This window comes from Chromobacterium sp. IRSSSOUMB001, from assembly GCF_023507765.1.
GTDB classification, from domain to species: domain Bacteria; phylum Pseudomonadota; class Gammaproteobacteria; order Burkholderiales; family Chromobacteriaceae; genus Chromobacterium; species Chromobacterium haemolyticum.
Map to the genome: position 1 here is coordinate 12,409 of NZ_JALCYU010000005.1, position 23,977 is coordinate 36,385.

General features: G+C 67.7%; 22 protein-coding genes. 16 read left to right on the plus strand and 6 right to left on the minus strand.

Annotation, left to right across the window (positions count from 1 at the left end; translation table 11 throughout):
- Nucleotides 1-64 precede the first annotated feature (64 nt).
- From MOV80_RS07715 to MOV80_RS07725, 3 genes are read left to right on the plus strand one after another with little or no spacing between them, the layout of a single operon-like run.
- Complete coding sequence (locus MOV80_RS07715; protein ID WP_249604971.1) at nt 65-1,228, plus strand: MFS transporter; 1,164 nt, start codon at nt 65-67, stop codon at nt 1,226-1,228.
- Nucleotides 1,225-2,337 (plus strand): class II histone deacetylase, encoded by a 1,113-nt coding sequence (locus MOV80_RS07720; protein ID WP_249604972.1) that lies wholly within the window; start codon nt 1,225-1,227, stop codon nt 2,335-2,337. The genes MOV80_RS07715 and MOV80_RS07720 overlap by 4 nt, the downstream gene beginning before the upstream one ends.
- Before the next feature lie 28 nt (nt 2,338-2,365).
- Entirely contained in the window at nt 2,366-3,190 is an 825-nt protein-coding gene (locus MOV80_RS07725) for a MoaF C-terminal domain-containing protein (protein ID WP_249604973.1), read from the plus strand.
- Between the two features lie 15 nt (nt 3,191-3,205).
- Here the strand turns inward: MOV80_RS07725 and MOV80_RS07730 are convergent, their stop codons facing one another.
- On the minus strand, nt 3,206-4,000 hold the full coding sequence (locus MOV80_RS07730; RefSeq protein ID WP_249604974.1) for an SDR family oxidoreductase: 795 nt from the start codon (nt 3,998-4,000) through the stop codon (nt 3,206-3,208).
- Between the two features lie 128 nt (nt 4,001-4,128).
- Here MOV80_RS07730 and hpaR point away from each other — a divergent pair, with 128 nt between their 5' ends.
- The gene (gene hpaR, locus MOV80_RS07735) at nt 4,129-4,566 is read left to right on the plus strand and encodes a homoprotocatechuate degradation operon regulator HpaR (protein WP_249604975.1); all 438 of its coding nucleotides are present in this window, start codon (nt 4,129-4,131) and stop codon (nt 4,564-4,566) included.
- 114 nt (nt 4,567-4,680) lie between these two features.
- Here the strand turns inward: hpaR and MOV80_RS07740 are convergent, their stop codons facing one another.
- From MOV80_RS07740 to MOV80_RS07755, 4 genes are all read right to left on the minus strand, one after another.
- On the minus strand, nt 4,681-5,271 hold the full coding sequence (locus MOV80_RS07740) for a DUF3156 family protein (protein ID WP_249604976.1): 591 nt from the start codon (nt 5,269-5,271) through the stop codon (nt 4,681-4,683).
- The gene (locus tag MOV80_RS07745) at nt 5,252-6,754 is read right to left on the minus strand and encodes an APC family permease (protein ID WP_039754208.1); all 1,503 of its coding nucleotides are present in this window, start codon (nt 6,752-6,754) and stop codon (nt 5,252-5,254) included. Before MOV80_RS07745 ends, MOV80_RS07740 begins: the two co-directional genes overlap by 20 nt.
- A gap of 100 nt (nt 6,755-6,854) precedes the next feature.
- The gene (locus tag MOV80_RS07750; RefSeq protein WP_249604977.1) at nt 6,855-8,186 is read right to left on the minus strand and encodes an aspartate aminotransferase family protein; all 1,332 of its coding nucleotides are present in this window, start codon (nt 8,184-8,186) and stop codon (nt 6,855-6,857) included.
- A gap of 37 nt (nt 8,187-8,223) precedes the next feature.
- A complete protein-coding gene (locus MOV80_RS07755; protein WP_249604978.1) occupies nt 8,224-9,723 on the minus strand; it encodes an aldehyde dehydrogenase family protein in 1,500 nt (499 codons plus the stop codon).
- Between the two features lie 285 nt (nt 9,724-10,008).
- On the opposite strand from MOV80_RS07755, the gene MOV80_RS07760 reads away from it, so the two are divergent.
- Nucleotides 10,009-11,016, plus strand: a complete 1,008-nt coding sequence (locus tag MOV80_RS07760) for a helix-turn-helix domain-containing protein (protein ID WP_203390214.1) — start codon at nt 10,009-10,011, stop codon at nt 11,014-11,016.
- A gap of 11 nt (nt 11,017-11,027) precedes the next feature.
- On the opposite strand, the gene hpaA is transcribed toward MOV80_RS07760, so the two are convergent.
- Entirely contained in the window at nt 11,028-11,930 is a 903-nt protein-coding gene (gene hpaA / locus MOV80_RS07765; protein WP_249604979.1) for a 4-hydroxyphenylacetate catabolism regulatory protein HpaA, read from the minus strand.
- 254 nt (nt 11,931-12,184) lie between these two features.
- Between hpaA and MOV80_RS07770 the strand changes: the two genes are divergently transcribed.
- The 11 genes from MOV80_RS07770 (at nt 12,185) to MOV80_RS07820 (ending at nt 23,740) form a co-directional block, all read left to right on the plus strand.
- Nucleotides 12,185-12,856 carry a fumarylacetoacetate hydrolase family protein gene (locus tag MOV80_RS07770; protein ID WP_019101017.1) on the plus strand — a complete coding sequence of 224 codons (672 nt, stop codon included), beginning with the start codon at nt 12,185-12,187 and terminating at the stop codon, nt 12,854-12,856.
- Nucleotides 12,853-13,635: a fumarylacetoacetate hydrolase family protein gene (locus MOV80_RS07775; protein ID WP_249604980.1), complete on the plus strand. Its 783-nt coding sequence runs from the start codon at nt 12,853-12,855 to the stop codon at nt 13,633-13,635. Before MOV80_RS07770 ends, MOV80_RS07775 begins: the two co-directional genes overlap by 4 nt.
- A complete protein-coding gene (gene hpaE / locus MOV80_RS07780; RefSeq protein ID WP_019101019.1) occupies nt 13,632-15,101 on the plus strand; it encodes a 5-carboxymethyl-2-hydroxymuconate semialdehyde dehydrogenase in 1,470 nt (489 codons plus the stop codon). Before MOV80_RS07775 ends, hpaE begins: the two co-directional genes overlap by 4 nt.
- Nucleotides 15,102-15,188: 87 nt before the next feature.
- Entirely contained in the window at nt 15,189-16,073 is an 885-nt protein-coding gene (gene hpaD, locus MOV80_RS07785; RefSeq protein WP_043590029.1) for a 3,4-dihydroxyphenylacetate 2,3-dioxygenase, read from the plus strand.
- Nucleotides 16,054-16,443 (plus strand): 5-carboxymethyl-2-hydroxymuconate Delta-isomerase, encoded by a 390-nt coding sequence (locus MOV80_RS07790; protein WP_043590030.1) that lies wholly within the window; start codon nt 16,054-16,056, stop codon nt 16,441-16,443. The genes hpaD and MOV80_RS07790 overlap by 20 nt, the downstream gene beginning before the upstream one ends.
- A gap of 9 nt (nt 16,444-16,452) precedes the next feature.
- A complete protein-coding gene (hpaH, locus tag MOV80_RS07795) occupies nt 16,453-17,256 on the plus strand; it encodes a 2-oxo-hept-4-ene-1,7-dioate hydratase (RefSeq protein WP_161524014.1) in 804 nt (267 codons plus the stop codon).
- Nucleotides 17,257-17,276: 20 nt separating this feature from the next.
- Nucleotides 17,277-18,080, plus strand: coding sequence for a 4-hydroxy-2-oxoheptanedioate aldolase (hpaI, locus tag MOV80_RS07800; RefSeq protein WP_161524015.1), 804 nt, complete (start codon nt 17,277-17,279; stop codon nt 18,078-18,080).
- A 102-nt stretch (nt 18,081-18,182) separates the two neighbouring features.
- The gene (locus MOV80_RS07805) at nt 18,183-19,577 is read left to right on the plus strand and encodes an MFS transporter (RefSeq protein WP_019101024.1); all 1,395 of its coding nucleotides are present in this window, start codon (nt 18,183-18,185) and stop codon (nt 19,575-19,577) included.
- Between the two features lie 107 nt (nt 19,578-19,684).
- Nucleotides 19,685-20,854, plus strand: a complete 1,170-nt coding sequence (locus MOV80_RS07810) for a p-hydroxyphenylacetate 3-hydroxylase oxygenase component (RefSeq protein WP_081576036.1) — start codon at nt 19,685-19,687, stop codon at nt 20,852-20,854.
- A 244-nt stretch (nt 20,855-21,098) separates the two neighbouring features.
- Nucleotides 21,099-22,019, plus strand: a complete 921-nt coding sequence (locus tag MOV80_RS07815) for a p-hydroxyphenylacetate 3-hydroxylase reductase component (protein ID WP_081576037.1) — start codon at nt 21,099-21,101, stop codon at nt 22,017-22,019.
- A gap of 137 nt (nt 22,020-22,156) precedes the next feature.
- A complete protein-coding gene (locus tag MOV80_RS07820) occupies nt 22,157-23,740 on the plus strand; it encodes a GMC family oxidoreductase N-terminal domain-containing protein (protein WP_019101027.1) in 1,584 nt (527 codons plus the stop codon).
- Nucleotides 23,741-23,977: the final 237 nt, after the last annotated feature.

Consider the following 23,977-nt stretch of genomic DNA (forward strand, 5'->3'; position numbering starts at 1 on the left):
TTGCCCCTCCGCGCGAATCTTGCGAGCGTAAGCCTGGTTTACGACTCACGCCGCCGGGGGAAACATGACCGCTCGCCTGCCCGTCCATACCGCCGAGCCCGTCCGCGGCGGCCTGATCGCCCTGATCGCCTTCGCCGCCGTCGCGCCGCTAGTGCTAATGACCGCCCCGGCGCTGGCCAGCCAATTGGCCACTCAGTTTGGCCTGGGGCCGGAACGAATCGGCCTCCTGTTCTCCGTAGAGCTGGGCGCGATGAGCCTGGCGACGCTGCCGGCCTACCTATGGCTGCCGCGCGTGGACTGGCGCCGCGCCGCCGCCTGCGCCGGCGGGCTGTTCATCGCCGCCAATCTCGCCTCCTGTTTCGCCTCCACTTACGCCGAGCTTTTGCCGCTGAGGCTGCTCAGCGCGCTGGCCGGCGGCTCCTTGATGATTCTATGCCTGTCCACCGCCGCGGCCAGCCCCAATCCGGACCGCGCCTACGGCCTGTGGGTCTCCGGCCAGTTGGCGCTGGGCGCTTTGGGGCTGGTTCTGTTTCCGGGCTGGTTCGCCCGCTACGGCATCGCCGCCTGTTATCTGAGCTTGGCGGCGCTGATGGCCTTATGCCTGCCGCTGGCTCGCTGGTTTCCGCCCTCCGCGGCCAAGCCAGGCGGGCCAGCCGGCGCGAAAACGCCGCCCTGGCGCCCGGTGGTGATCGGCGCTGCCGCCACCTTATGCTTTTACATCAGCCTGAGCGGCACCTGGACCTTCATCGGCAGCATCGCAGGCCAAGCGGGGCTGACGCCCGAACAAAGCGGTGACTGGCTGGCCCTCGCCACCTTGATGGGCATCGCCGGTTCCGTCTGCGCCGCGGCGATTGGCGGGCGCGGTCAACGCCGCCGCCTGCTGATCGCCGGTTACGGGCTGATGCTGCTGGCGCTGGCGCTGCTGCTGGGCGCGCCGCGCGTCGGGCGCTTCGCGGCGGCGGCGCTCGCCTTCAAATACGCGTGGACCTTCATCCTGCCCTTTATTCTGGCCACGCTGGCCGCGCTGGATCACAGCGGCCGGCTGATGAACACCGTCAACCTGGCCATAGGCGGCGGCCTGGCGCTGGGGCCGTCGCTGGCCGGCGAATTAATGGCGGCCCACGGCCAAAACCCGCAAACCCTGCTGCTCGTCTCCATGGGGCTCGCCGCCTTGTCGCTGGCCCTGTTGCTGACGCTGCGGCCCGCAACGGCAAGGAGCACGCAATGACCTCCCGCACCGCGTTTTTCTTCGACGAGCTCTGTCTGTGGCACAGCGTCGGTCCTCACGCGCAGATTCTGCCGGTGGGCGGCTGGGTGCAACCGCCTTCCGGCGGCGGCCACGCGGAATCCCCGGACAGCAAACGCCGGCTGAAGAACCTGATGGACGTGTCCGGCCTCAGCGCCCGGCTGCAAGTGCGCAGCGCGCCGCCGCTGGACGAAGACGATCTGCTGCGCGTGCACTCGACCGCCTATCTGCAACGCTTCAAGGCGCTCAGCGACGCCGGCGGCGGCGAGTTGGGGCCGCAAGCGCCAATCGGCCCCGGCAGCTATGAAATCGCCAAATTGTCCGCCGGCCTGGCCTGGGCCGCGGTAAACGCCGTGCTTGCCGGCGAGGCCGACAAGGCCTACGCCTTGTCCCGTCCGCCCGGCCACCATTGTTCGGCGGACGGCGCGATGGGCTTCTGCTTTCTGGCCAACGCCGCCCTCGCCGCGGAGCTGGCAATCGCCCGCCACGGCCTACGCCGCGTCGCCATCGTGGACTGGGACGTGCATCACGGCAACGGCACCCAGTCGATTTTTTACCAACGCGGCGACGTGTTGTCCCTCTCCCTGCATCAAGACGGCTGCTATCCGCCCGGCTCCGGAGGAGCCGAGGACCGCGGCGAGGGCGACGGCCTGGACGCCAATCTGAATATTCCGCTGCTGCCCGGCGGCGGCCATCAAGCCTATCTGGACGCGATGCGCTTGCTGGTCCTGCCGGCGCTGCGGCGTTTCCGGCCCGAGCTGATCATCGTGGCCTGCGGCTACGACGCCAACGCCGTCGACCCGCTGGCCAGGATGCAAGCGCACAGCGACACCTTCCGCTCCATGACGCGGCAGCTGGCCGACTACGCCGACGCCGAGGCGAACGGACGGTTGGTCCTGCTGCACGAAGGCGGTTATTCCGAAGCCTATGTGCCCTTTTGCGGCCTGGCCGCGCTGGAAGCGCTGTCCGGCGTCCGCACCGAGGTGGAGGATCCGCTGCTGGAACTGATCGTCGCTCAACAGCCGGGCGCGCCGATGCGCGAGCTGCAGACTCGCCTGTTGGAGGCGCAAGCCGAGCAACGCGGGTTTTGAACGCGCTCAATCATCAAGGAGAAACGATATGTCCAACGTCACCCCCGAATTCATCCAGGTCGGCGCATTGGCCGACGGCTTCGCGCCCGACAGCCTGGCCCTGCCCCGCTGCGCCGAACTGGACGGCCAAAGCCTGCGGCTGTGCTTCGACGACGACAGCGCCGCGGATTGCCGGCTGGAGCCCGACGGAGACGCTAGCGTCGCCGTTGTCCAGCCGGGGTTGGCCTCGGCGCTGACGGACATGAACGGCTTCCACGCCAGTTCCTTGCGGCCCGGCGTCTATTTCGTCGACTTCCGCCACCAGGGCCCGGCCACGCAGTCCCTCAGCCTGATCCTGGACTTGGCGCGCGGCCGCTTCACCTTGATCCGGGGCCGGCTGCCCGACGCCGCCGCCACTCGGATCTGCGCCTTCGACCGAGTGGAGCGCCAGCTGGAGCTGACCGGGGTGGAAGTCGAATTCCTCCACGGCGCCGTCAACCAGCCCGCCGCCGCGGTCCCGCCGCACGCGCCCAGCCGCGAACTGATCGGCATGCGCAACCGCTACCGCTACAGCCCCACCGAGTGCTACGAGCACATTTACCTGAATGACGGCCTCTACGCCTGGCACTGTCTGGAGGGCGTGGAGCGCGGCCTGGCCGACGTCGACCGCTGCCACTACTACCAAGTGGCGGAGCGGCTGTATTTATTCGTCTGGCGCGAAAAAATCATTCCCACTCTGGGCGTGATCTTGATCGACCTGGAGCAAATGCGCACCGACGGCAAGATTTTCGGCTATCAGGACGGGAATTTCGGCGCCACCCGCAACTTCCGGGTGGGCGCGCGGGCCAGCGTCGTCAACCACACTCGCGGTTAAAGGCCCGCGCCGGCCTCATTCCCTTTCCAGCCGCGCGTAAGCCAGCGTCGGCACATCCACCGCCGTCGCGCCGCCGTCGGCCGTCAGGCAAGCGCCGCTGACCATCGCGGCCTCGTCGGACAATAGAAAGCGGCAGATCGCGGCGATTTCCTCCGGCGTAGCCGGCCGCCGCAAAGGCACGTCGGCGGTCACCCGCCGATAGGCGGCATCCAGATCTTCGCCATGGGCCGCCATCAGCGGCCGCATCTCCTCGTCCGCCATCGGCGTGCGCACCCAACCCGGACACAGCGCGTTCACCCGCACCGCCGGCCCGTAGTCGCGCGCCAGCGACCGGGCCAGCCCCAGCAAGGCGTGCTTGGCCACGACATAGCCGCAGGCTTGCGGTCCGGCCGCCAGGCCGGCGATGGAGGACATCAACACCATGCCGCCGCCCTGTCGAATCAGGTCCGGCAGGCAGGCGCGGGCGCTGACGAAGGCGGTGTCCAGATTCGCGCGCATGGCGGCGCGCCAGGCCTCGTCGTCGGTCTCCAACGCCGCGCCCATGCCCAGACCGCCGGCGCAAGCCGCCAAGCCGTCCACCCGCCCCCAGCGCGCGCGGACTCGCGCGAGAAAATCATCCCAGACCGCGGAGTCCGCGGCGTCGCCCGCCAAGGCCAGGCCGCCGGTTTCCTCCGCCAGCGCCAACAGAGGCCCGGCCCGCCGCCCCACCAGGGCCACGCGCGCGCCCTCGGCGGCGAAACGCCGCGCGCAGGCAGCGCCGATGCCGGAACCCGCGCCGGTGATCACAATGGTTTTGTCTCGCAAGGACATCGCAGTCTCCTTTGGCCCAATTTGCCGTCAAGCTCGCCGGCGGGAAGCGCCGGCGTCATGTTAATATATTCATTTAATCGTCAGGTCATCCCCGCCCTCTTCCCGCGACGTGAATCGAAGGAGCCGCCATGGATCCCACGCAACGCCCCTATCAATATCAATTGCCGCAACGCCTGCTGCGCGCCCGCGAAGCGGTGATGTCCTACTTTCGACCGGTGTTGACCCGCCACGGGCTGTCGGAACAACAATGGCGCGTATTGCGCCTGCTGGCTGAGCGCGGTGAAATGGAAGCCGGCGACATCGCCCAGCGCGCCGGCATCCATCCGCCCAGCCTCAGCGGCATCCTGACGCGCATGGAGCGGGACGATCTGGTGTACCGCCACCGCGCCCGAAGCGACAATCGCCGCTTGATCGTCACGCCCACGCCGCACGCCAAGCTGCTGACCCAGCGCATCATCCCGCTGTCCAACGACTGCTACCGGCGGATCGAGACGCATTTTTCCCCTGCCAAGCTGCAGGCCTTGCTGGCGTTGCTGGACGAGTTGGAAAACCTGCCCGCGCCGTAAATGAGAAGCTGTTCACGACCCTGTTTACGCGACGGGCGAGGGTCCGCCCCTCCGCGAGTCGCCATGGATAGAGAGGATGGAACGCAGCGATGCCCTCGCGATACACGCTCATGACTAGCCCCGCCCCGCCTCTTCGGCCAGCAAGGCGCGGCGGCAAGCGGCCAGGCTGGCCAGCAGCGCCAGGCCCTGCACCCCGCGCAGACCGATGTAACGCCGCAACGGCGGCAGCCGACAAGCCACCTCGCTGGCGCCGTAAGGCTCCAGATGTATCTGCCAGCCGTCCTGGCCGCCATGCAGCTCGCAACGCTTGAAGTCCAGCGGCGACAGGGCGACGCGCAAATCCGCGTCCGCGCGCAAGCGCTCCAGCAAGGGCGCCAACGCCGCGGCATCGCCGTCCAGCAAATCAACGACGATGCCGCTGCGGCGCCAGAAGCCGCCGTGGCGCAGGCGAATGCGCGCGCGGCCCGGCGCGCCGGGCACCGACAGCAGGAACTCGCAGGCCACCACATGCGCCAGCCAGCCCGCCTCCACCCGCTCCCGCGCAGAAAAGCTCCAGTCTCCGTGCGGAAACCGAAAACGCCGCTCCCCTTCGTCCTCCGCGTCCAGGCTGTCCAGCTCGGGCCAGTCCAGGCTCAACCGCGTCAGCATCGCGCCTGGACGATAGCCGCCCGGCCTGCGCCAAGCCTCAGCCAGCCGCGGCCACACGTTCCAGCTCCCGCCGCAAGGCCTCGTCCTCGTCCAAAGGCTGCGCGTTCAAAATCTGCTCCAGCGGCACCGGCCGGAAAGGGTTGACCTTCTGCACCAGCAAGGTCCACAGCAGCGCGTACACCAGGGTCAGCCCCAGCATCCAGCCAAAGGGCACGTAGATGTCGCGCGCCTGCATGCCGGGCGGGGTGATGAAACAGATGGCCAGCACGATGCCCAGCGCGGAGCCGATCTGCGGCAGCGGAAACCACGGCGAGCGGTAAGCGCGCGGAAAATCCGGCCGCGTCAGCCTCAGCCGCACCACGGACAAGGTCACCAGCAGATAGGCCACGCCCCAGGAACAGACCGCGGCCAGCACCAGGGGCATGATGCGGTCCAGATCGCCCTGAATCAGCCAGGCATGGATACAGGGAATCAGCACCGCGACCGCGATGCCGCACCACGGGGTATTGAAACGCGGATGCAGATAGGCGAAGCAGCGCGGCAAAGCGCCGTCCTGAGCCATGCCGTACAGGATGCGCGGCAGCGCCGCCATCAGGGTGTTGATCGTCGCCGCGCCGGCCAGCAGCAGGCCGACGCCCAGCCAGATTTTGCCGAACGGCCCCATCACCCGCTCGGCGAAGGCCGGCAGCGCCATCGGCGTGTCCAGCAGCCTTGGCCCGTCCGGATGGGCCGGGTCCAGCGGCGTATTGGCCACCTGCCGCACCATGGCCGCGCCGTACAACAGCATGGTGACGGCCACGCCGCTAAGCCCTATCTTCAAAGCCCGCGGAATGGCGCGCCCGGAGTCGCGCAGCTCCGGCGCCAGCGGCGTCACCAATTCCGCGCCGACAAACATGAACATCGCCATGCCCACCAGGCTAAGCAACAAGCCGGGATCGTCCAAACGCAGCGGCGCGCCGAACCAGCCGCCCAGATCCACCGCCGGCGCGCGCAGCAGGCCGGCCACGCCAAACACCGTCAGCGTCGCCCACATGCCGAAGGTCAGCGCCACCTCGGCCTTGCCGAACAGCGTCACTCCCAGCGCGTTGAGCCCGCCGAAAACGATGACCAAGCCCACGCCCACCATCCAGGCGCTGCCGCTTTTCTCCAGCATGGTGTTGAGATGGTCGAAATTCACCAGCGCCATGATGCCAGACAGAATGGTCTCGGCGGTGCCGGCGAACACATGCACCAATAGATAGGCCGACAGGGTGCCGGCGATGGCCAGGCCGCGGCCCAGGCCGGCGCTGATGTAATCGTAAACCGCGCCGGAAGTCGGCAGCATCGCCGCCGCTTCGGCGAAAGTGGTGGCCTGCGCCTGCATCATCAGGTAGGCGATCAGCATCGCCAAGGCGAAAGTGCCGCCGGCCATGCCAAAGCCGCTGGTGGCGGTCAGTATCACCGGGCTGGCCATCACTACGCCCACCGAACTGGCCAACGCCACCGGAAAGCCCACCACGCCGCGGCTCAGGCTGCGGCTCAAACGTTCGCTTACAGACATGGTTCTCCTCCCTCTCCATCCGCCGTCGCGCCGGCCGCCGCTCTCTGTTTTCCTGGCGGCGTGCCGGCGCGGCCGGCTGCTCCCCGTCCGGGCCAGCCGTTCAGGCCTCGGCCAGTCCGGCCTCCAAGGCCGTCGCAATCACATCGGCGTGCTCGCGCAGCAACACCAGCGGCGGCGACAGAATGATCTTGCTGCCCACCGGCCGCACCAGCGCGCCGGACCGGCGCGCGATTTCCGCCACCTTGTCGGCGTAACCGCTTTGCGGGTCGATGGGCTCCCGGCTGGCTTTGTCCTTGACCAGGTCCAGAGCCAGCATCAGCCCCTTGCCGCGCACCTCGCCCACCGCCGGATAACGCTCGGCCAGCGGCCGCAGCCGCTCCAGCAGGTAGGCGCCCGTTTCCGCCGCCTTTGCCGGCAGGTCTTCCTCTTGCACGATGCGCAGATTGGCCAGAGCGGCGGCGCAGGCCACCGGATGGCCGGCGTAGGTGTAGCCGTGCATGATGACGCCGCCGAAATCGCCGTTGGCGGCGAAGGCGTCCGCCACGCGCTGATTGACCACGGTGGCCCCCAGCGGCAGATAACCGGAGGAGATGCCCTTGGCCAGGCACATCATGTCCGGCTTCACCCCCCACAGCCGGCTGCCGAACATGGAACCGGAGCGACCGAAGCCGGTGACCACCTCGTCGGCGATCAACAGCACGCCGTGGCGGTCGCACACCTCGCGCACCCTCGGCCAATAGCTGGCCGGCGGCACGATGACGCCGCCGGCGCCCTGGATGGGCTCGGCGATGAAGGCCGCCACCGTGTCCGGGCTCTGGAACAGGATTTCGCGCTCAAGCATCCGCGCGCAAATCTCGGCCAGTTCCTCCGGGTCCTCGGTGAACGGGTTGCGGTAGAGCCACGGAGTCTCCACGTGGAAGCAGCCGGGCAGCAGCGGCTCGTAATTGCGGCGGAACACCGTGTTGCCGTTGACCGAACCGCCGCCGAAGTGAGTGCCGTGGTAACCCTGCTTCAGCGAAATGAACTTGACCCGGTCCGGCTGGCCCTTGAGCCGCCAATACTGACGCGCCAGCTTGAGCGCGGTTTCCACCGCGTCCGAGCCGCCGGAGCTGAACACCACCCGCGCCATATCCTCCTGCCGCAACATGTCGATCAGCAACGCGGACAGCTCCTCCGCCCGCGGATGGGAGATGCCGTCGAACAGTTGGAAATACTCCAGTTCGTCCAATTGCCGGGCGATCGCCTGCTTGATCTCGGCGCGGTTGTGGCCGACGTTGACGTTCCACAAGCCCGCTACGCCGTCCACCAGCTTGCTGCCTTGGTCGTCGAACACATGGCAGCCGTCGCCGCGGACGATGCGGATGGGCGGCCGCTCTTTCATTGCGTTGGGGTGCAGCATCGGGTGCCAGAAACGGGCTTTGTCGTAAGACATGTTTTTCTCCTGAATCAAAGTGGAAGCGCGTCCGCGCTCAATGGGCGATGCAGACCGATTTGATCTCGGTGAAACTCTCCACCGCGCCCTTGCCGAATTCGCGGCCGAGGCCGGATTCCTTGTAACCGCCGAAGGGCATGCCCGGGTCCAGCGGAATATGGCTGTTGACCCAGACCGTGCCGGCCTGCAGCCGCGGCACAATGTCCAGCGCCGCCGACAAATCATTGGTCCACACGCTGGCTGCCAGGCCGTAGCGCGTGTCGTTGGCCAGCGCCACCGCCTCGTCCACCTCGTCGAAAGGCATCAGCGCCAGCACCGGGCCGAAAACTTCCTCGCGCGCCACCGGGTTGTCCGGCGCCAGGTCCGTCATCACCGTCGGCTGCACGAAATAGCCGGGCAGGTCGGCGGCCCCGCCGCCCGTCAACACGCGGGCGCCGGCGGCGCGGCCGCGCTCTATCAGCCGGCACACCGCCTGCTGCCGCCGCTGCGACACCAGCGGATTGACCTGAGCCTCCAGATCCATGCCCGGCCCCAAGCGCATGCCGGCCACGGCGGCGGACAGCGCCTCCGCGAACATATTGAATTTGCTGCGATGCACGTACAGCCGCGAGGCGGCGGCGCAGACCTGGCCCTGATTGAGAAAACCGCCCAGCAAAGCGCCCTTCACCGCCTGATCGATGTCGGCGTCGCCCAGCACCAGCATCGGATTCTTGCCGCCCAGCTCCAAAGCCAGCCGGGTCATATTGTCCAGCGCGGCGTGGCCGACGGCCTTGCCCACCTCGGTGGAGCCGGTAAAGCTGACCTTGCCGATCAGCGGGTGCCCGGCCAGCGCGCGGCCCGCCACTTCGCCGCGCCCGGTCACCACGTTGAACACGCCCGGCGGCACGCCGGCCTCCAGCGCCAGCTCCGCCAAACGCAGCGCGCTCAGCGGCGTCTCGCTGGCCGGTTTCAACACCGCGGTGCAACCAGCCGCCAAGGCCGGCACCGTTTTCCACAAGGCAATCATCAATGGGAAATTCCACGGCGCGATGCCGGCGGCCACGCCCACCGGCTCGCGACGGGTGAAGGCGGTGAAGCGCGCGCCCGGCGGCGCCGGAATCGACACGTCCAGGGTTTCGCCGGTGATCTTGGTGGCCCAGCCCGCCATATAGCGCACGTATTCGATGGAGCCGCCCACCTCGATGGCCCGGGCCAGGTGGATGGATTTGCCTTGGTTCAGCGTTTCCAGCTGCGCCAGCTCCTCGGCATGCGCCTCCAGCAAATCCGCCAGCCTCAGCAATACACGCTCGCGCTCGGCCGGCCGCAAGCCGGACCAGGCGCCCGACTCAAAGGCGCGCCGCGCGCTGGCCACCGCCGCGTCCACATCGGCGGCCTCGCCGTCCGCCACGCTGGCGATCACCCCGCCGCTGGCCGGATTGCGCACCTCGTTTCGCCGCCCGGACAGCGCCGCCCGCGGCTTGCCGTCTATCCACAGCCCATGTTCCCGCTCTAGAAAGGCCCGTACCGACTCCAGCACCGGCACCAGGTTTTGATCCATCCGCGTCTCCTTTTCAATCAAGCTTGCCGCCGCGTGAGCGCGGCCGGCGATGGCTCAATATACCCAGCGTCGCCGCCGCGGCTTATCCCAAATCGGCAAAGCGCGGACCGGCCCTTCGCGTTGCGGCGCAGCATGTCGCCAGATGGAAACATTCAGTAAAAACAACGGCTAACCATCCCACGGAAGGCTGGACATTTCGATTTGAATAACATATTAATCATTTTGCGGCCCAGAACATGGGACCGAAAACAGGCGGACTCCACCCCCACCCACCGGAGAAAGCAGATGATTGCCGCAGCCCGTTGTTTTGACGACGCCCACCTGCACGCCGAGGCCTTGCCCGGCTGGGAGCAGCTATACAGCCAGATCAGCGGCGGACGTTTCCGCAGCACCCTGAGCCGAGTGCGCACCTCGCGCCTGGACATCTTCCGCGAGAGCTTCAACCAGCGCGTGGTGCAACAAGGGCGCGCGCCCGGCGGCATGATCCATTTCGCGCTGCCCATCCGCGCGCCGTCGCCGCTGAGCCTGCAAGGCGTCGCCGTACCCGACAACGCCCTGATGGCGCTGCGCGGCGGCGAGGACTTCGTGTTTCACTTGCCGCCGGGCGCGGATTCGGTTCAGGTGTCGGTGCCCTACGAGGATTTGGCCGAATTGACGCCGGCGCTGTGCCGCCCGCTGCGCGAGGCGCGAGGCAAGACCCCGGTGTTCCCCGCCCGCCCGGCCGCGCTGTCGGCGCTGCGCGCGCTGCTGAACGGCGTGTTCGAACAGGCCTTGCTGGACCCGGCCCTGCTGTCCTACGCCGGCAACCAGAAAGTGATTCAGCACCAATTGCTGGACCTGCTGCAAGACGCGCTGGCGGACGTCGCGCTGGGCGAGCGCCTCGGCAACCTGACCTTCGCCACTCATTGCGACATCGTCAGACGCAGCCAGGCGCTGGCGCTGGCCAAGCCGGACGAGCCGGTGACCGTGCTGGAGCTGTGCAGCCGTCTGCGCGTCAGCCGCCGCACGCTGCAAAACAGCTTTCAGCTGGTGGCGGATACCACCCCGGTTGATTATCTGCGCTCCATCCGCCTGAACGCGGTGCGCCGCATGCTGCTGAACCCCACGCAAGCCGGCCACGGCGTGCGAGACGCCGCCGGGGCCTGGGGCTTTTACCACTTGGGGCATTTCGCCGGCGATTACCGCAAGCTGTTCGGCGAAGCCCCGTCCCACACCCGCGCCCGCGCCCTGGCCCACCTGGGCGCGCCTCCCGGCGCGCGCGGTCTGGAATCAGCCCACGACGCGACGCACTAGGCCGCGCGGATTCAGGCCTGGCGGCGCGCGCGGTAGTCGCTGGGCGGGCAGCCCGCCAGGCGCTGAAAGAAGCGGGAAAAGTAAGCGGGGTCCTTGAAGCCCAATTCATAGGCGATGGCATGCACCGAGGCGGGGGAATAGATCAACAGACGCTTCGCCTCCTGCAACAGCCTGTCGTGCGCCAGCCGCTTGGACGGCAAGTCCGCCAACCGGCGGCACACGTCGTTGAGCCGCGCCTCGCTGACGCCCAGTTCGGCCGCGTAGCGGTCCAGGCTCCAGTGTTCACGGTAATGCGCCTCGATCAAGCCGTTGAAGCGATGGTAGAGCCGCCACTCGTCGCGACGCGGCCCCCGCCGCGGCCCCGGCAGGCCGGATAGCCGCAACACGTCCACCAATACCAGTTGGGCCAAGGCTTGCCGCGCCAGATCCGCGCCCGGCTCCGGGGCCTCGCTCTCCCGCTGCAACTGCGCCAGCCTCTCGGGTAGCCGCCGCGCCATATCGGCCCATTCCGCCGGCACCTCGCCCAGCTCCACGCAGAACGGCGCGCTCAAGGCATCCGGCCCCGCTTCCTCCAGCCAGCCGCGCGCCAGCTCCTGACGCAAGGTCAGCACATGGCCGTCGGCCTCCGGCCCGGTGATGAAGGCGTGCGGCACCGTGGGCGGGGTCAGAAACAAAAGCGGCGCGTGCGCCTGGTAGTGATCCTCCTCCAGCTGCAGCCGGATATCACCGCTGGCAAGGTAGTGCAATTGCAAAAAACGGTCGTGCCTGTGCACCGGCATATTGCGGCCGAAAAAGGCCGCCAGCCGTCCGAAGGATTCGCAATGGATGTCGATGGACTCGTAAGGGCTGTCGTAAGCCTTGCCGATGTCGATATTCGGTATGCGCGCGCCCAGGCCGCGCGGGTTTCTGCTCATCGCCATCCCTCTCTTGTGACATTTTCGCCATAGTCGGCCGCACTTGCCGCATGTTCTGTGCAAAAGACCGCCGCTCTGGCCTCAGCGCCAAATCGACAAACAAGGCCGCCACCACCCAAGCGCGGTTTTCCGCGGCTCTCCCCGCAATGCAACATGGATAAACATTGACAGCAGCCCACCGTTATCGTTATAAACTTTAACATGTTAATGAATATTTGAACAACAGCAACCCATTCAATAACAAGGAGTTAAGCATGAGCTTTGTCCTAGACGCCGCAACTGAGCGGCCGGCGGCCATCTACGGCGCGGCGCTCAACCACCGCCGTCTGCAGGCGGCGCTGGCGGCGGAGTTCGAACAGGCCCCCTACCAGCGTCCGCCGCAAGCGCCGGTGCTGTTCGTCAAGCCGCGCAACACCGTCAGCGCCTCCGGCGCGCCCATTCCCTTTCCCGCCGATGCCGACGCCGTCTACGCCGGCGGCGCGCTGGGCGTGCGCATCGCCCGCGACGCCTGCCGCGTGAGCCCGGCCGACGCCTTGTCCCATGTCGGCGGTTACGCGGTGGTCAACGAAGTCAGCCTGGCCGAAACCAGTTTCTACCGGCCGGCGATCCAGGCCAAATGCCGCGACGGCTTCTGCCCCATCGGCCCCGAGGCCGGCCCTGGCGCCATCAATCCGCAGCGGGTGCAAGTGCGCACCTACGTCAACGGCGCGCTGGCCGAAACCAACGACAGCGCCGACTGGCTGCGCGGCGTCGCCCAGTTGATCGCCGACGTCAGCCAGTTTCTCACCTTGTACGCCGGCGACCTGCTGATCGTGGCCACGCCGCCGCGCAACGTCCGGCTGCGTCCGGGCGACACCGTGGCGGTGGAAATAGACGGCATCGGCCGCCTGGAAAACATCGTCGCGGCCGAGGAGGATATCCAATGAGACACGCCCGCATCCGTTACCAGGGCCAAACCTGGCGTGCGCAGGCCGACGCCGACGGCGCCATCGTGCTGCCGGACGGCCGCCGCCTGGGCGAAACCGAGGTGGAATGGCTGCCGCCGTGCCAAGGCACGCTGTTCGCGCTGGGCCTCAACTACGCCGACCACGCCGCCGAACTGGACTTCAAACCGCCCAGCGAACCGCTGGTGTTCCTCAAGACGCCCGCCACGCTGACCGGCCACCGCCAACAATCAATGCGGCCGGATAATGCTGAATATATGCACTACGAGTGCGAACTGGTGGCGGTGATAGGCAAGACCGCGCGCAAGGTGAAGCGCGCGCGGGCGATGGACTATGTCGCCGGCTACACCGTATGCAACGACTACGCGGTGCGAGACTATCTGGAAAACTACTACCGGCCCAATCTGCGGGTGAAAAACCGCGACGGCCTCACCCCCATCGGCCCATGGATGGCGGACCGCGACGACGTGCCCGACCCGCATTGCCTGGAGCTGGCCACCTATGTCAACGGCCTCCGCGTCCAAAGCGGCAATACCCGCGACATGGTGTTCGACATCCCCTTCCTGATCGAATACCTGTCCGCCTTCATGACGCTGCAGCCGGGCGACATGATCGCCACCGGCACGCCTCAAGGCCTGTCCGACGTGCGCCCCGGCGACGAAGTCGTCGTGGAAGTCGCGGGCGTCGGCCGGCTGCTCAATCACATCATCAGCGAAACGGACTGGCTTGCGCGCCGGAACGCGGAAAAGGAAACCCCATGATCAAACACTGGATAAACGGCCGCGAAGTGGCCAGCCAAGACAGCTTCGTCAACTACAACCCGGCCACCGGCGAAGCGCTGGGCGAAGTGGCCGCGGGCGGCGCCGAAGAAATCAACCTGGCGGTGGCCGCCGCCAAGGCGGCCTTTCCCAAGTGGGCGGCCACGCCGGCCAAGGAGCGCGCGCGGCTGATGCGCAAGCTGGGCGAGCTGATTCAGCGCGAAGTGCCGCGGCTGGCGGAATTGGAAACCCTGGACACCGGCCTGCCCATCCACCAGACCCGCAATGTGCTGATCCCCCGCGCCTCGCACAACTTCGACTTTTTCGCTGAAGTCTGCACCCGCATGAACGGCCACAGCTATCCGGTGGACGAGCAGATGCTCAACTACACGCTGTACCAGCCGGTGGGCGTGTGCGCGCTGGTATCGCCGTGGAACGTGCCCTTCATGACCGCCACCTGGAAGACCGCGCCCTGCTTGGCGCTGGGCAACACCGCGGTGCTGAAGATGTCCGAACTGTCGCCGCTGACCGCCAACGAGCTGGGCCGGCTGGCGCTGGAGGCCGGCATCCCGCCCGGCGTGTTCAACGTGGTGCAGGGCTACGGCGCCAGCGCCGGCGAAGCCCTGGTCAGCCATCCGGACGTGCGCGCGGTGTCCTTCACCGGCGGCACCGCCACCGGGCGCCGCATCATGCAAAACGCCGGGCTGAAGAAGTACTCGATGGAGCTGGGCGGCAAATCGCCGGTGCTGGTCTTCGACGACGCCGACTTCGATCGCGCGCTGGACGCCGCGCTGTTCACCATCTTCTCCCTCAACGGCGAACGCTGCACCGCCGGCAGCCGCATCTTCGTCCAGAACGGCATCTACGATCGCTTCGTCGCGGAATTCTCCGCCCGCGCTCAGCGCTTGATCGTCGGCGACCCGCAGGACCCCAACACCCAAGTGGGTTCGATGATTACCCGCCAGCATTACGACAAAGTCACCGGCTATATCCGCATCGGCCTGGAGGAAGGCGCTCGGCTGACGGCCGGCGGCCTGGAGCGTCCGGCCGGCTTGCCCGAAGCGCTGGCCGCCGGTCACTTCATCCGCCCCACCGTATTCGCCGACGTCGATAACCGCATGCGCATCGCCCAAGAGGAAATCTTCGGCCCGGTGGCTTGCCTGCTGCGCTTTAGCGACGAAGCCGAGGCACTGCGGCTGGCCAACGACGTCGACTACGGCCTGGCTTCCTACATCTGGACGCAGGACATCGGCAAGGCCCACCGTCTGGCGCGCGGCATCGAGGCCGGCATGGTCTTCGTCAATAGCCAGAACGTGCGAGACCTGCGCCAGCCCTTCGGCGGCGTCAAGGCGTCCGGCGTTGGGCGCGAGGGCGGCGAATACAGCTTCGAAGCCTTCGCCGAGGTGAAAAACGTCTGCGTCTCCATGGGCAGCCACTTCATCCCGCGCTGGGGCGTGGAAACCCGCTGACACGCAAGCCAAGGCCGCCCAGACGGCCGCTTCCGCAAACGGAACGACGCGCGGGCGCAGCGCCCGCGCAACACAAAGGAGAACGCAATGGGAACCCTAGCCCTGGCGGCCAAGATCACGCACGTGCCGTCCATGTATCTGTCGGAACTGCCCGGCCCGCATCAAGGCTGCCGCCAGGCGGCCATAGACGGCCACAAGGAGATCAGCCGCCGCTGCCGCGAACTCGGCGTGGACACCATCGTGGTGTTCGACACCCACTGGCTGGTCAACTCCGGCTACCACGTCAACTGCGCGCCGGCCTTCGAAGGCGTGTACACCAGCAATGAGCTGCCGCACTTCATCAAGAACATGCCCTACGCCTACCCGGGCAATCCCGTTCTGGGCAAGCTGCTGGCCGAAGCCGCCACCGCCGCCGGGGTACATACCCGCGCCCACGACGCCACCACGCTGCCGCTGGAGTACGGCACCCTGGTGCCGATGCGCTATATGAACGCCGACCAGCACTTCAAGGTGGTATCGGTGGCCGCGCTGTGCACGGTGCACGATCTGGCCGACAGCGCGCGGCTGGGCGCGGCGATGCGCGAGGCGGTGGAGCGCGATTACGACGGCCGCGTGGCCTTCTTCGCCAGCGGCTCGCTGTCGCACCGCTTCGCCCAGAACGGCACCGCAGAGCAATACCTGCACAAGGCCTGGAGCCCCTTCCTGGAAAGCATGGACCAAGAAGTCATCTCCATGTGGTTGGACGGCGATTGGAAAACCTTCTGCGACATGCTGCCGGAGTACGCCGAAAAGTGCCACGGCGAGGGCTTCATGCACGACACCGCCATGCTGCTGGGCGCGCTGGGCTGGGACAACTACCGAGGCCGCGCGGAAATCATCACCCCCTACTTCGGCAGCTCCGGCACCGGCCAGATCAACGCGGTGCTGCCGGTGGAACCTCAGGGAGAGCGCCATGCCGCACTTCATCGCTGAGTGCACCGACAATATTCGCGAGCAGGCGGACCTGCCGGAACTGTTCCGTCAGGTGCACGACTGCCTGGCCGCCAGCGGCCTGTTTCCCCTCGCCGGCATCCGCAGCCGCGCCCATTGGCTGGACACCTGGCGCATGGCCGACGGGGAAGCCGACTACGCCTTCGTCCACTGCACCTTGCAGATAGGCAGCGGGCGCACCGAGGCGCAGCGCAGCGCCACCGCCGAGCAGGTGTTCGCGCTGATCCAACGCCACTTCGAACCGCTGTTCGCCCAGCGCTACCTGGCGCTCAGCTTCGAGCTGACCGAACTGTCCGCCACGCTCAACTTCAAGCACAACAATGTGCACCAACGTTTCCGCCAGCCCTCCTGAGGAGCCCGCATGCTGAGCCATGACCAGATCCGCGCCGCCGCGCGCCGCTTGCACGACGCCGAGCGCGAACGCAGGCAGATCCGCCAGCTCTCGCTGGAATATCCCGAGATCACCATAGAGGACGCCTACGCCATCCAGCGCTGCTGGGTGGAAATGAAGCTGGCGGAAGGCCGCAAGCTCAAAGGTCACAAGATAGGCCTGACCTCCCGCGCCATGCAGATGTCCTCGCAGATAGACGAGCCCGACTACGGCTCGCTGCTGGACGATATGTTCTTCAACGACGGCGCCGATATTCCGGTGTCCCGCTTCATTGTGCCGCGGGTGGAAGTGGAGCTGGCCTTCATCCTGGGCCGGCCGCTGTCCGGCCCCGGCGCCACGCTGTTCGACGTCTACGACGCGACCGAGTACGTGATTCCGGCGCTGGAAATCATCGACGCGCGCAGCCAGTCCATAGACCCGGACAGCCAGCGCCCGCGCAAGGTGTTCGACACCATCGCCGACAACGCCGCCAACGCCGGCGTGGTGCTGGGCGGCCGGCCCATCCGCCCGCGCGAGCTGGACCTGCGCTGGGTGGCGGCGCTGATGTACCGCAACGGCGTGATCGAGGAATCCGGCGTCGCCGCCGCGGTGCTCAATCACCCGGCCAACGGCGTGGCCTGGCTGGCCAACAAACTCTCGCCGTTCGACGTCGAACTCAAGGCCGGCCAGGTGATTCTGGCCGGCTCCTTCACCCGGCCTGTGCCGGCGCGCGCCGGCGACACCTTCCACGTCGACTACGGCCCGCTGGGCGCGATCAGTTGCCGCTTCGTCTGACACCCTCTAGAGGAACCGCCATGCAACTCCCCGCCAACCCATTCAAAGCCGCGCTGCGCGAAGGCCGCAGCCAGATCGGCCTGTGGCTGGGCCTGGCCAGCCCCTATAGCGCCGAACTGCTGGCCGGCGCCGGTTTCGACTGGTTGTTGATAGACGGCGAACACGCGCCCAATGAACTGAACGACGTGCTGCTGCAACTGCAGGCTATCGCCCCCTACCCCTGCCACCCCATTGTGCGCGCCGCCAGCAACGACCCGGTGCGCATCAAGCGCTTGCTGGACATCGGCGCGCAAACGCTGATGCTGCCCATGGTGCAAAACGCCGACGAAGCGGCGCGGGCGGTGGCGGCCACCCGCTACCCGCCGCGCGGCATTCGCGGCGTGGGCAGCGCGCTGGCGCGCGCCTCGCGCTGGAACCGCGTGCCGGATTACCTGACGCGGGCCGACAGCGAAATCTGCGTGCTGGTTCAGGTGGAAACCCGGCAGGCTCTGGCCGCGCTGGAAGGCATTGCCGCCACCGACGGCGTGGACGGCGTCTTCATCGGCCCCGCCGACCTGGCCGCCGACATGGGGCATCCGGGCCGGCCGGACCACCCGGACGTGCGCGCGGCGATGGACGACGCCATCCGCCGCATCCGCGCCCAAGGCAAGGCCGCCGGCATCCTGATGGCCGACGAGGCCGAAGCGCGCCGTCTGCTGGAACTGGGCGCCCGCTTCGTCGCCGTCGGCGTCGACACCACCTTGCTGGCGCGCCGCGCCGAAGCGCTGGCCGCGGCCTTCCGCAGCCAAACGCCCGGCCTGCCGCCGTCCCCATCCGCCTACTGACCCACGGCGGGCCGCCCGGCCCGCCACACCCAAAGCGGCGACCACACAAGAACAAGGCGCCGCCCGGAGCCGGCTCCGGCTCCGCCCCCGAGGAGAACAAAGATGAGTCACACCCCCGCTCGCTCAAGCGCGAACGCGCGCAAAGTCGCCTACGCCACCGTGATCGGCACCGCCATCGAATGGTACGACTTCTTCATCTACGCCAGCGCCGCCGGCCTGGTGTTCAATAAGCTGTTCTTCGCTCCGGCCGGCGAGCGCTCCGCCACGCTGATCGCCTTCGCCTCGGTCGGCGTCAGCTTCCTGTTCCGGCCGCTGGGCGCCTTTCTCGCCGGTCACTACGGCGACCGGCTTGGCCGGCGCGCGATGCTGGTGCTGACCCTGGTGCTGATGGGCGCCTCCACCGCGCTGATCGGCCTGCTGCCCACCTATGAGTCCGCCGGCCTGCTGGCGCCGCTCGCGCTGATCCTGCTGCGCATCCTGCAAGGCATCTCCGCCGGCGGCGAATGGGGCGGCGCGGTGTTGATGGCGGTGGAACACGCGCCGCGCGGTCAGCGCGGCCGCTACGGCGCCTTCCCGCAGATAGGCGTGCCGCTGGGCTTGCTGCTGGCTTCCGGCGTGTTCGCGCTGATGAGCGGGGTGATCTCCCCCGGCGACGCCTTCCTGGAATGGGGCTGGCGCGTGCCCTTCCTGTTCAGCGTCGTGTTGCTGTTCATCGGCCAATGGGTGCGCCGCTCGGTGGAGGAAAGCCCTGTCTTCGAGGAGATCAAGGCGCGCAAAGCCGGTTCGCGCACTCCGGTGCTGGATCTGTTCCGCCGCCACGCGTCACTGGTGCTGCTGGCCGCGCTGGTGTTCGCCGGCAACAGCGCCGTCGGTTACATGACCACAGGCGGCTTCATCCAAAACTACACCACCGACCCCGCCGGCGCGCTGCGCATGGAGCGCACCCCGGTGCTGCTGGCCGTTGCCTTCGCTTCCGCCTGCTGGATGGCCTTCACCTGGCTGGCCGGCGTCTGGTCGGACCGCATCGGCCGCCGCCGCATCTACATCATAGGCTTCGGCGTGCAGCTGGCCGGCGTGCTGATGCTGTTCCCGCTGGTCAACAGCGCCGGCTTGCCGGCGGTGCTGCTGGCGCTGTGCCTGTTGTCCGTGGGCACCGGCCTGACCTACGGCGCGCAATCGGCCTTCTACGCGGAGCTGTTCCCCGCCTCGGTGCGCTTTTCCGGCGTGTCCATCTCCTACGCGCTGGGCGCCATTCTCGGCGGCGCCTTCGCGCCGATGATAGCCAAGGCCTTGATCGCCCAAACCGGCTCCACCGCCGCGGTGACCGCTTATCTGAGCTGCATGACGCTGATCGGCCTCGCCGCCGCGTTGCTGCTGCGCGACCGTCGCGACATCCCGCTGGGACCGGAGCACGAAGCCGAACAGGCCGCCTCGCCGATACGCTGGCGCGGATCCGTCTCCGCCGCCATGCGCGCAAATACCATGAAAAGTACCTAAGACAGCTTGGAAGGTGCATTCCAGTGCGTGGCATCGCTATCCATAATGCAAATTCGCTGAAGGTATTCATTATTATCCAGCGCCACCACGCACCCAGGAGACCCGCCATGCGCCACCCCAATCCCTTGCTGGAAACTCTGCTCCCCATCCTGCCCGCCATCGCCTCCAACGCGGAGCGGGCGGAACGCGAACGCACCGTGCCGGCGGAAAACATCGCGCTCTTGAAAAGCATAGGCTTTCACCGCGCCTTCCAGCCCAAGCCTTACGGCGGCCGGGAAATCAGCCTCCCGGAATTCGCGGACTGCGTGGCGGCGCTGGCCGGCGCCTGCGCCAGCACCGCCTGGGCCGCCAGCCTGCTGGCCACCCACAGTCACCAGATCGCGCTGTTCTCCGCCCGGCTGCAAGAGGAGGTCTGGGGCGAGGACCGCGACGCCACCGCCAGTAGCAGCATCGCGCCGCTGGGCCGGGCCGAAACCGCGGACGGCGGCGTGCTGCTCAGCGGAGAAATGGGCTGGAGCAGCGGCTGCGACCACGCCGAGTGGGCGATACTGGGCTTTCGCCGCCCCGGCCCGGACGGCGAGCCGCAATACTGCTTTGGCGTGGTGCCGCGCGCCGATTACCGGATCCGCGACGACTGGCACGCCGCCGGCATGCAAGGCAGCGGCACCAAGACGCTGCTGGTGGACAAGGTCTTCGTGCCGGAACACCGGATAGAAGCGGCCAAGGACATGATGGAAGGCCGCTCCGCCGGCTTCGGCCTGTACCCGGACAGCAAGATCTTCTACGCGCCTTACCGGCCCTACTTCGCCAGCGGCTTCGCCGCCATCAGCCTGGGCGTGGCCGAGCGCATGCTGCAAGTGTTCAAGGAACGCAGCCGCAACCGCATTCGCGCCTACACCGGCGCCCAAGTGGGCGCCGCGCTGCCCGCCTATATGAGGCTGGCCGAATCCACTCACCAGGTGCTGGCCGCGCGCGCCTTGCTGGAAGCCAGCTGGCGCGATCACGCCGAGCACGGCGCGGCCAAGCGCTACCCCACGGCGGAAACGCTGGCCTTCTGGCGCACCAACCAAGCCTACGCGGTGAAGATGTGCATCCAGGCGGTGGACCGTTTGTTCGAATCCATGGGCGGCAACTGTTGGCGGTTGGAAAACGAGGCGCAGCGGCTGTTCCGCGACGCTCATATGACCGGCGCCCACGCCTACACCGACTACGACGTCTGCGCCCAGATCCTGGGACGTTCGCTGCTGGGGCTGGAGCCGGACCCCTCCATGGTCTAAGAACCTGTTCATAATCTGCTGCGCTGCGACGATACCGCGTTAAAAACCGCTTCGAAATGCTCATGTACCACTTGTACATTCCGCTTTCTCAGCCGTTTTCGCCTTGTCTCGCTTTTGCTCGCAAGATTTTGAACAGGCTCTAAGAACGTGTTTACGATCTCGCGAGCAAGACTTTGAACAGGTTCTACCGCCCCTCCCACCCGCGCCTTTCCGGCTCCGCGCCGGGCGGCCTTGAGGACACGCCATGAACGCACCCGCCCCTGCCCACGACGCGCGCGCGCTGCGCCGCGCGCTCGGCAACTTCGCCACCGGCGTCACCGTCGTCACCGCCTCCACACCGGACGGCGAACGCGCCGGCGTCACCGCCAACAGCTTCAATTCCGTCTCGCTGGACCCGCCGCTGGTGCTGTGGAGCCTGGACAAGCGCTCCGCAAGCAACGCGGTGTTCGACCAGGCCGGCCACTTCGCCGTCCACGTGCTGGCCGCCGACCAGATTGAGCTGTCCAACCGCTTCGCCCGCGCCGCCTCGGACAAATTCGCCGGCCTGAAACCGGAAACCGGCCTAGGCGGCGCGCCGCTGCTGGACGGCTGCGCCGCCCGCTTCCATTGCCGGCTACATCAGCGGCTGGACGGCGGCGACCACTGGATTCTGCTGGGTTTGGTCGAGGCCTTCGACGACTGCGGCGCCGCGCCGCTGCTCTACCATCAAGGCATGTACGCCGCCGCGCTGCCGCGCGCTCGGCCGGCCGCTGCCGCGGAACCCCAGCCCGGCTGGCTGGGCGACAACCTGCTCTATCTGCTGACCCAGGCGCTGCAGGCCTACCAGGCCAGTTACCGGCCGCGCCAACTCGCCACCGGCCTGAGCGGAGGCGAAGCACGGCTGCTGCTGGTGCTGGAACAGCAGCCGGGGCTGGATGGCTGCGCATTGCAGCGCGAGGCGGCGATGCCGCCGGAAGCGATAGAACTGGCCGAGGCCGAGTTGCGCCGCAAGGGGTTTCTGACCCGCAACGCCGCCGGCTACCGCCTCAGCGAGGCCGGCCGCGAACAAGCCGCCACGCTGTGGCGCATCGCCGGCCAGCAACAGCGGGAGATCCAGGCCGGGCTGGGCGAACAGGATCTGGCCGCCTGCAAGCGCGTGCTGCGCGCGCTGATCCGCCAAGGCTGAACCTCCCTGCCGGCGCGTCCGCGGCGGTCAAAACCGCGGGCGCGCCCGGTCAAGGCCGCCGCGCGCGGCCGCCCTATGCTGGAGCAGCCGCCCATCCTCAAACAGAAGAAGGGCGGCGCGACAACAAGGGAGACTCCATGCGCGACTACGACTACATCCTCATCGGAGCCGGCTCCGCCGGCTGCGTGCTGACCCACAGGCTGATCGAAGCCGGCAAACGCGTGCTGCTGCTGGAAGACGGCCCGCCGGACAACAGTCCCTACATCCACATGCCGGCGGCCTTCATCAAGGTGCTGGGCAGCGAACGCACCGTCACCTACCGCAGCGAGCCGCAGCCGGAAGCCGCCGGCAGGCGCATCTTCGTGCCCCAGGGACGCACTCTGGGCGGCGGCAGTTCGGTCAACGCCATGGTCTACATCCGCGGCCAGGCCGCCGACTACGACGACTGGGCCGCTCAGGGCTGCGAGGGTTGGGACTGGGCGCGGGTGCTGCCCGCCTTCAAGAAGGCGGAAAGCCATATGCGCTTGTCCGAGCCCTACCACGGCGTGGACGGGCCGCTGAAAGTCAGCGACACCCGCTACCGTCATCCGCTGAGCCTGGCCTTCGTCCAGGGCGCTCAGGAAATCGGCCTGGCCTACAACGACGACTTCAACGGCCGCGAACAGGCCGGCGTCGGCTTCTACCACACCACCACTTTCGACGGACAGCGCGGCAGCACCGCCGCCACCTATCTGGCAGCGATCCGGCAACGGTCCGAACTGGACCTGCGCACCGGTTGCCATGTGCAAAAAATCGGATTCGACGGCCGCCGAGCCTGTCAGGTGGAATGGCGCGACGCCGGCGGCCTCCAGCGCGCGCGCGCCACGGCGGAGATCGTGCTGTGCGCCGGCGCGCTGTCCAGCCCCAAACTGCTGATGCTGTCCGGCATCGGCCCCGCCGCGCAGCTGCGCGAACACGGCGTCGCCGTGCTGCGCGACGCGCCGGAAGTGGGCGCCAACTACCAGGACCATCTGGAAGTGTCGGTCTACGGCCGCGCCCGAGCGCCCATCAGCCTGCTAGGCCAGGACCGCGGCCTGGCCGCGCTGCGCCACGGCCTGCAATGGCAGTTGTTCCGCACCGGTTTGCTGAGCTCCAACGTAGTGGAATCCGGCGGTTTCGTCGACACCGGCGGCGGCGGCCGGCCGGACATTCAGTTTCATGTGCTGCCCACCCTGGTGGGCGACGTGGATCGCGAGCCGCTGCCCGGCCACGGCATTTCCATCAATCCCTGCCTGCTGCGCCCCAAATCGCGCGGCAGCGTCGCGCTGGCCAGCGTCGACGCGGCCGCGCCGCTGCGCTTCGACAGCGGCGCGCTGCGCGAGGCGGAGGATATCGCCGGCCTGCTTCGCGGCGTCAAACTGGCGCGTCGCATTCTGCGGGCGCCGTCGATGCGCCGGCTGATCGCCGAAGAACTGCTGCCCTCGCCGGCGGAGCACGCCGACGACGCGAGGCTGGAGCAGCACATCCGCCAATTCGCCAAAACCGTCTATCACCCGGCCGGCACCTGCCGCATGGGCGGCGACGCCGACGCGGTGGTGGACCCGCGGCTGCGCGTCAAGGGCGTGACCGGTCTGCGGGTTTGCGACGCCTCGGTGATGCCCTCCATCGTCTCCGGCAACACCAATGCGCCGGTGGTGATGATCGCCGAGCGCTGCGCGGAATTCATGCTCTCCGGCCAGTAAGCCGCCACCGCAAGCCCCTGTTCCGACAGGGGCGGCCGGCAGCGAAGCCGCCTCCGACACAAACCGTGCTGCGCCGGCTAGATTGAGCCGTGGCTTCGCCTCCCAGACCTTGCCAAAAAATCATTAGAACCTGTTCATAATCTGCTGCGCTGCGGCGATACCGCGTTAAAAACCGCTTCGAAATGCTCATGTACCACTTGACCATTCCGCTTTCTCAGCGGTTTTCGCCTTGTCTCG

What these genes read in the sequence shown, in the direction of transcription:
- hpaR (WP_249604975.1), top strand. Translation starts at nt 4,129, where the DNA reads ATGGATCCCACGCAACGCCCCTATCAATATCAATTGCCGCAACGCCTG.
- MOV80_RS07805 (WP_019101024.1), top strand. Translation starts at nt 18,183, where the DNA reads ATGAGTCACACCCCCGCTCGCTCAAGCGCGAACGCGCGCAAAGTCGCC.
- MOV80_RS07745 (WP_039754208.1), bottom strand. Translation starts at nt 6,754, where the DNA reads ATGTCTGTAAGCGAACGTTTGAGCCGCAGCCTGAGCCGCGGCGTGGTG.
- hpaD (WP_043590029.1), top strand. Translation starts at nt 15,189, where the DNA reads ATGGGAACCCTAGCCCTGGCGGCCAAGATCACGCACGTGCCGTCCATG.
- MOV80_RS07790 (WP_043590030.1), top strand. Translation starts at nt 16,054, where the DNA reads ATGCCGCACTTCATCGCTGAGTGCACCGACAATATTCGCGAGCAGGCG.
- MOV80_RS07720 (WP_249604972.1), top strand. Translation starts at nt 1,225, where the DNA reads ATGACCTCCCGCACCGCGTTTTTCTTCGACGAGCTCTGTCTGTGGCAC.
- hpaA (WP_249604979.1), bottom strand. Translation starts at nt 11,930, where the DNA reads ATGAGCAGAAACCCGCGCGGCCTGGGCGCGCGCATACCGAATATCGAC.
- MOV80_RS07755 (WP_249604978.1), bottom strand. Translation starts at nt 9,723, where the DNA reads ATGGATCAAAACCTGGTGCCGGTGCTGGAGTCGGTACGGGCCTTTCTA.
- MOV80_RS07750 (WP_249604977.1), bottom strand. Translation starts at nt 8,186, where the DNA reads ATGTCTTACGACAAAGCCCGTTTCTGGCACCCGATGCTGCACCCCAAC.
- MOV80_RS07810 (WP_081576036.1), top strand. Translation starts at nt 19,685, where the DNA reads ATGCGCCACCCCAATCCCTTGCTGGAAACTCTGCTCCCCATCCTGCCC.
- hpaE (WP_019101019.1), top strand. Translation starts at nt 13,632, where the DNA reads ATGATCAAACACTGGATAAACGGCCGCGAAGTGGCCAGCCAAGACAGC.
- MOV80_RS07815 (WP_081576037.1), top strand. Translation starts at nt 21,099, where the DNA reads ATGAACGCACCCGCCCCTGCCCACGACGCGCGCGCGCTGCGCCGCGCG.
- MOV80_RS07715 (WP_249604971.1), top strand. Translation starts at nt 65, where the DNA reads ATGACCGCTCGCCTGCCCGTCCATACCGCCGAGCCCGTCCGCGGCGGC.
- MOV80_RS07770 (WP_019101017.1), top strand. Translation starts at nt 12,185, where the DNA reads ATGAGCTTTGTCCTAGACGCCGCAACTGAGCGGCCGGCGGCCATCTAC.
- MOV80_RS07775 (WP_249604980.1), top strand. Translation starts at nt 12,853, where the DNA reads ATGAGACACGCCCGCATCCGTTACCAGGGCCAAACCTGGCGTGCGCAG.
- MOV80_RS07760 (WP_203390214.1), top strand. Translation starts at nt 10,009, where the DNA reads ATGATTGCCGCAGCCCGTTGTTTTGACGACGCCCACCTGCACGCCGAG.
- hpaH (WP_161524014.1), top strand. Translation starts at nt 16,453, where the DNA reads ATGCTGAGCCATGACCAGATCCGCGCCGCCGCGCGCCGCTTGCACGAC.
- MOV80_RS07820 (WP_019101027.1), top strand. Translation starts at nt 22,157, where the DNA reads ATGCGCGACTACGACTACATCCTCATCGGAGCCGGCTCCGCCGGCTGC.
- MOV80_RS07730 (WP_249604974.1), bottom strand. Translation starts at nt 4,000, where the DNA reads ATGTCCTTGCGAGACAAAACCATTGTGATCACCGGCGCGGGTTCCGGC.
- MOV80_RS07725 (WP_249604973.1), top strand. Translation starts at nt 2,366, where the DNA reads ATGTCCAACGTCACCCCCGAATTCATCCAGGTCGGCGCATTGGCCGAC.
- hpaI (WP_161524015.1), top strand. Translation starts at nt 17,277, where the DNA reads ATGCAACTCCCCGCCAACCCATTCAAAGCCGCGCTGCGCGAAGGCCGC.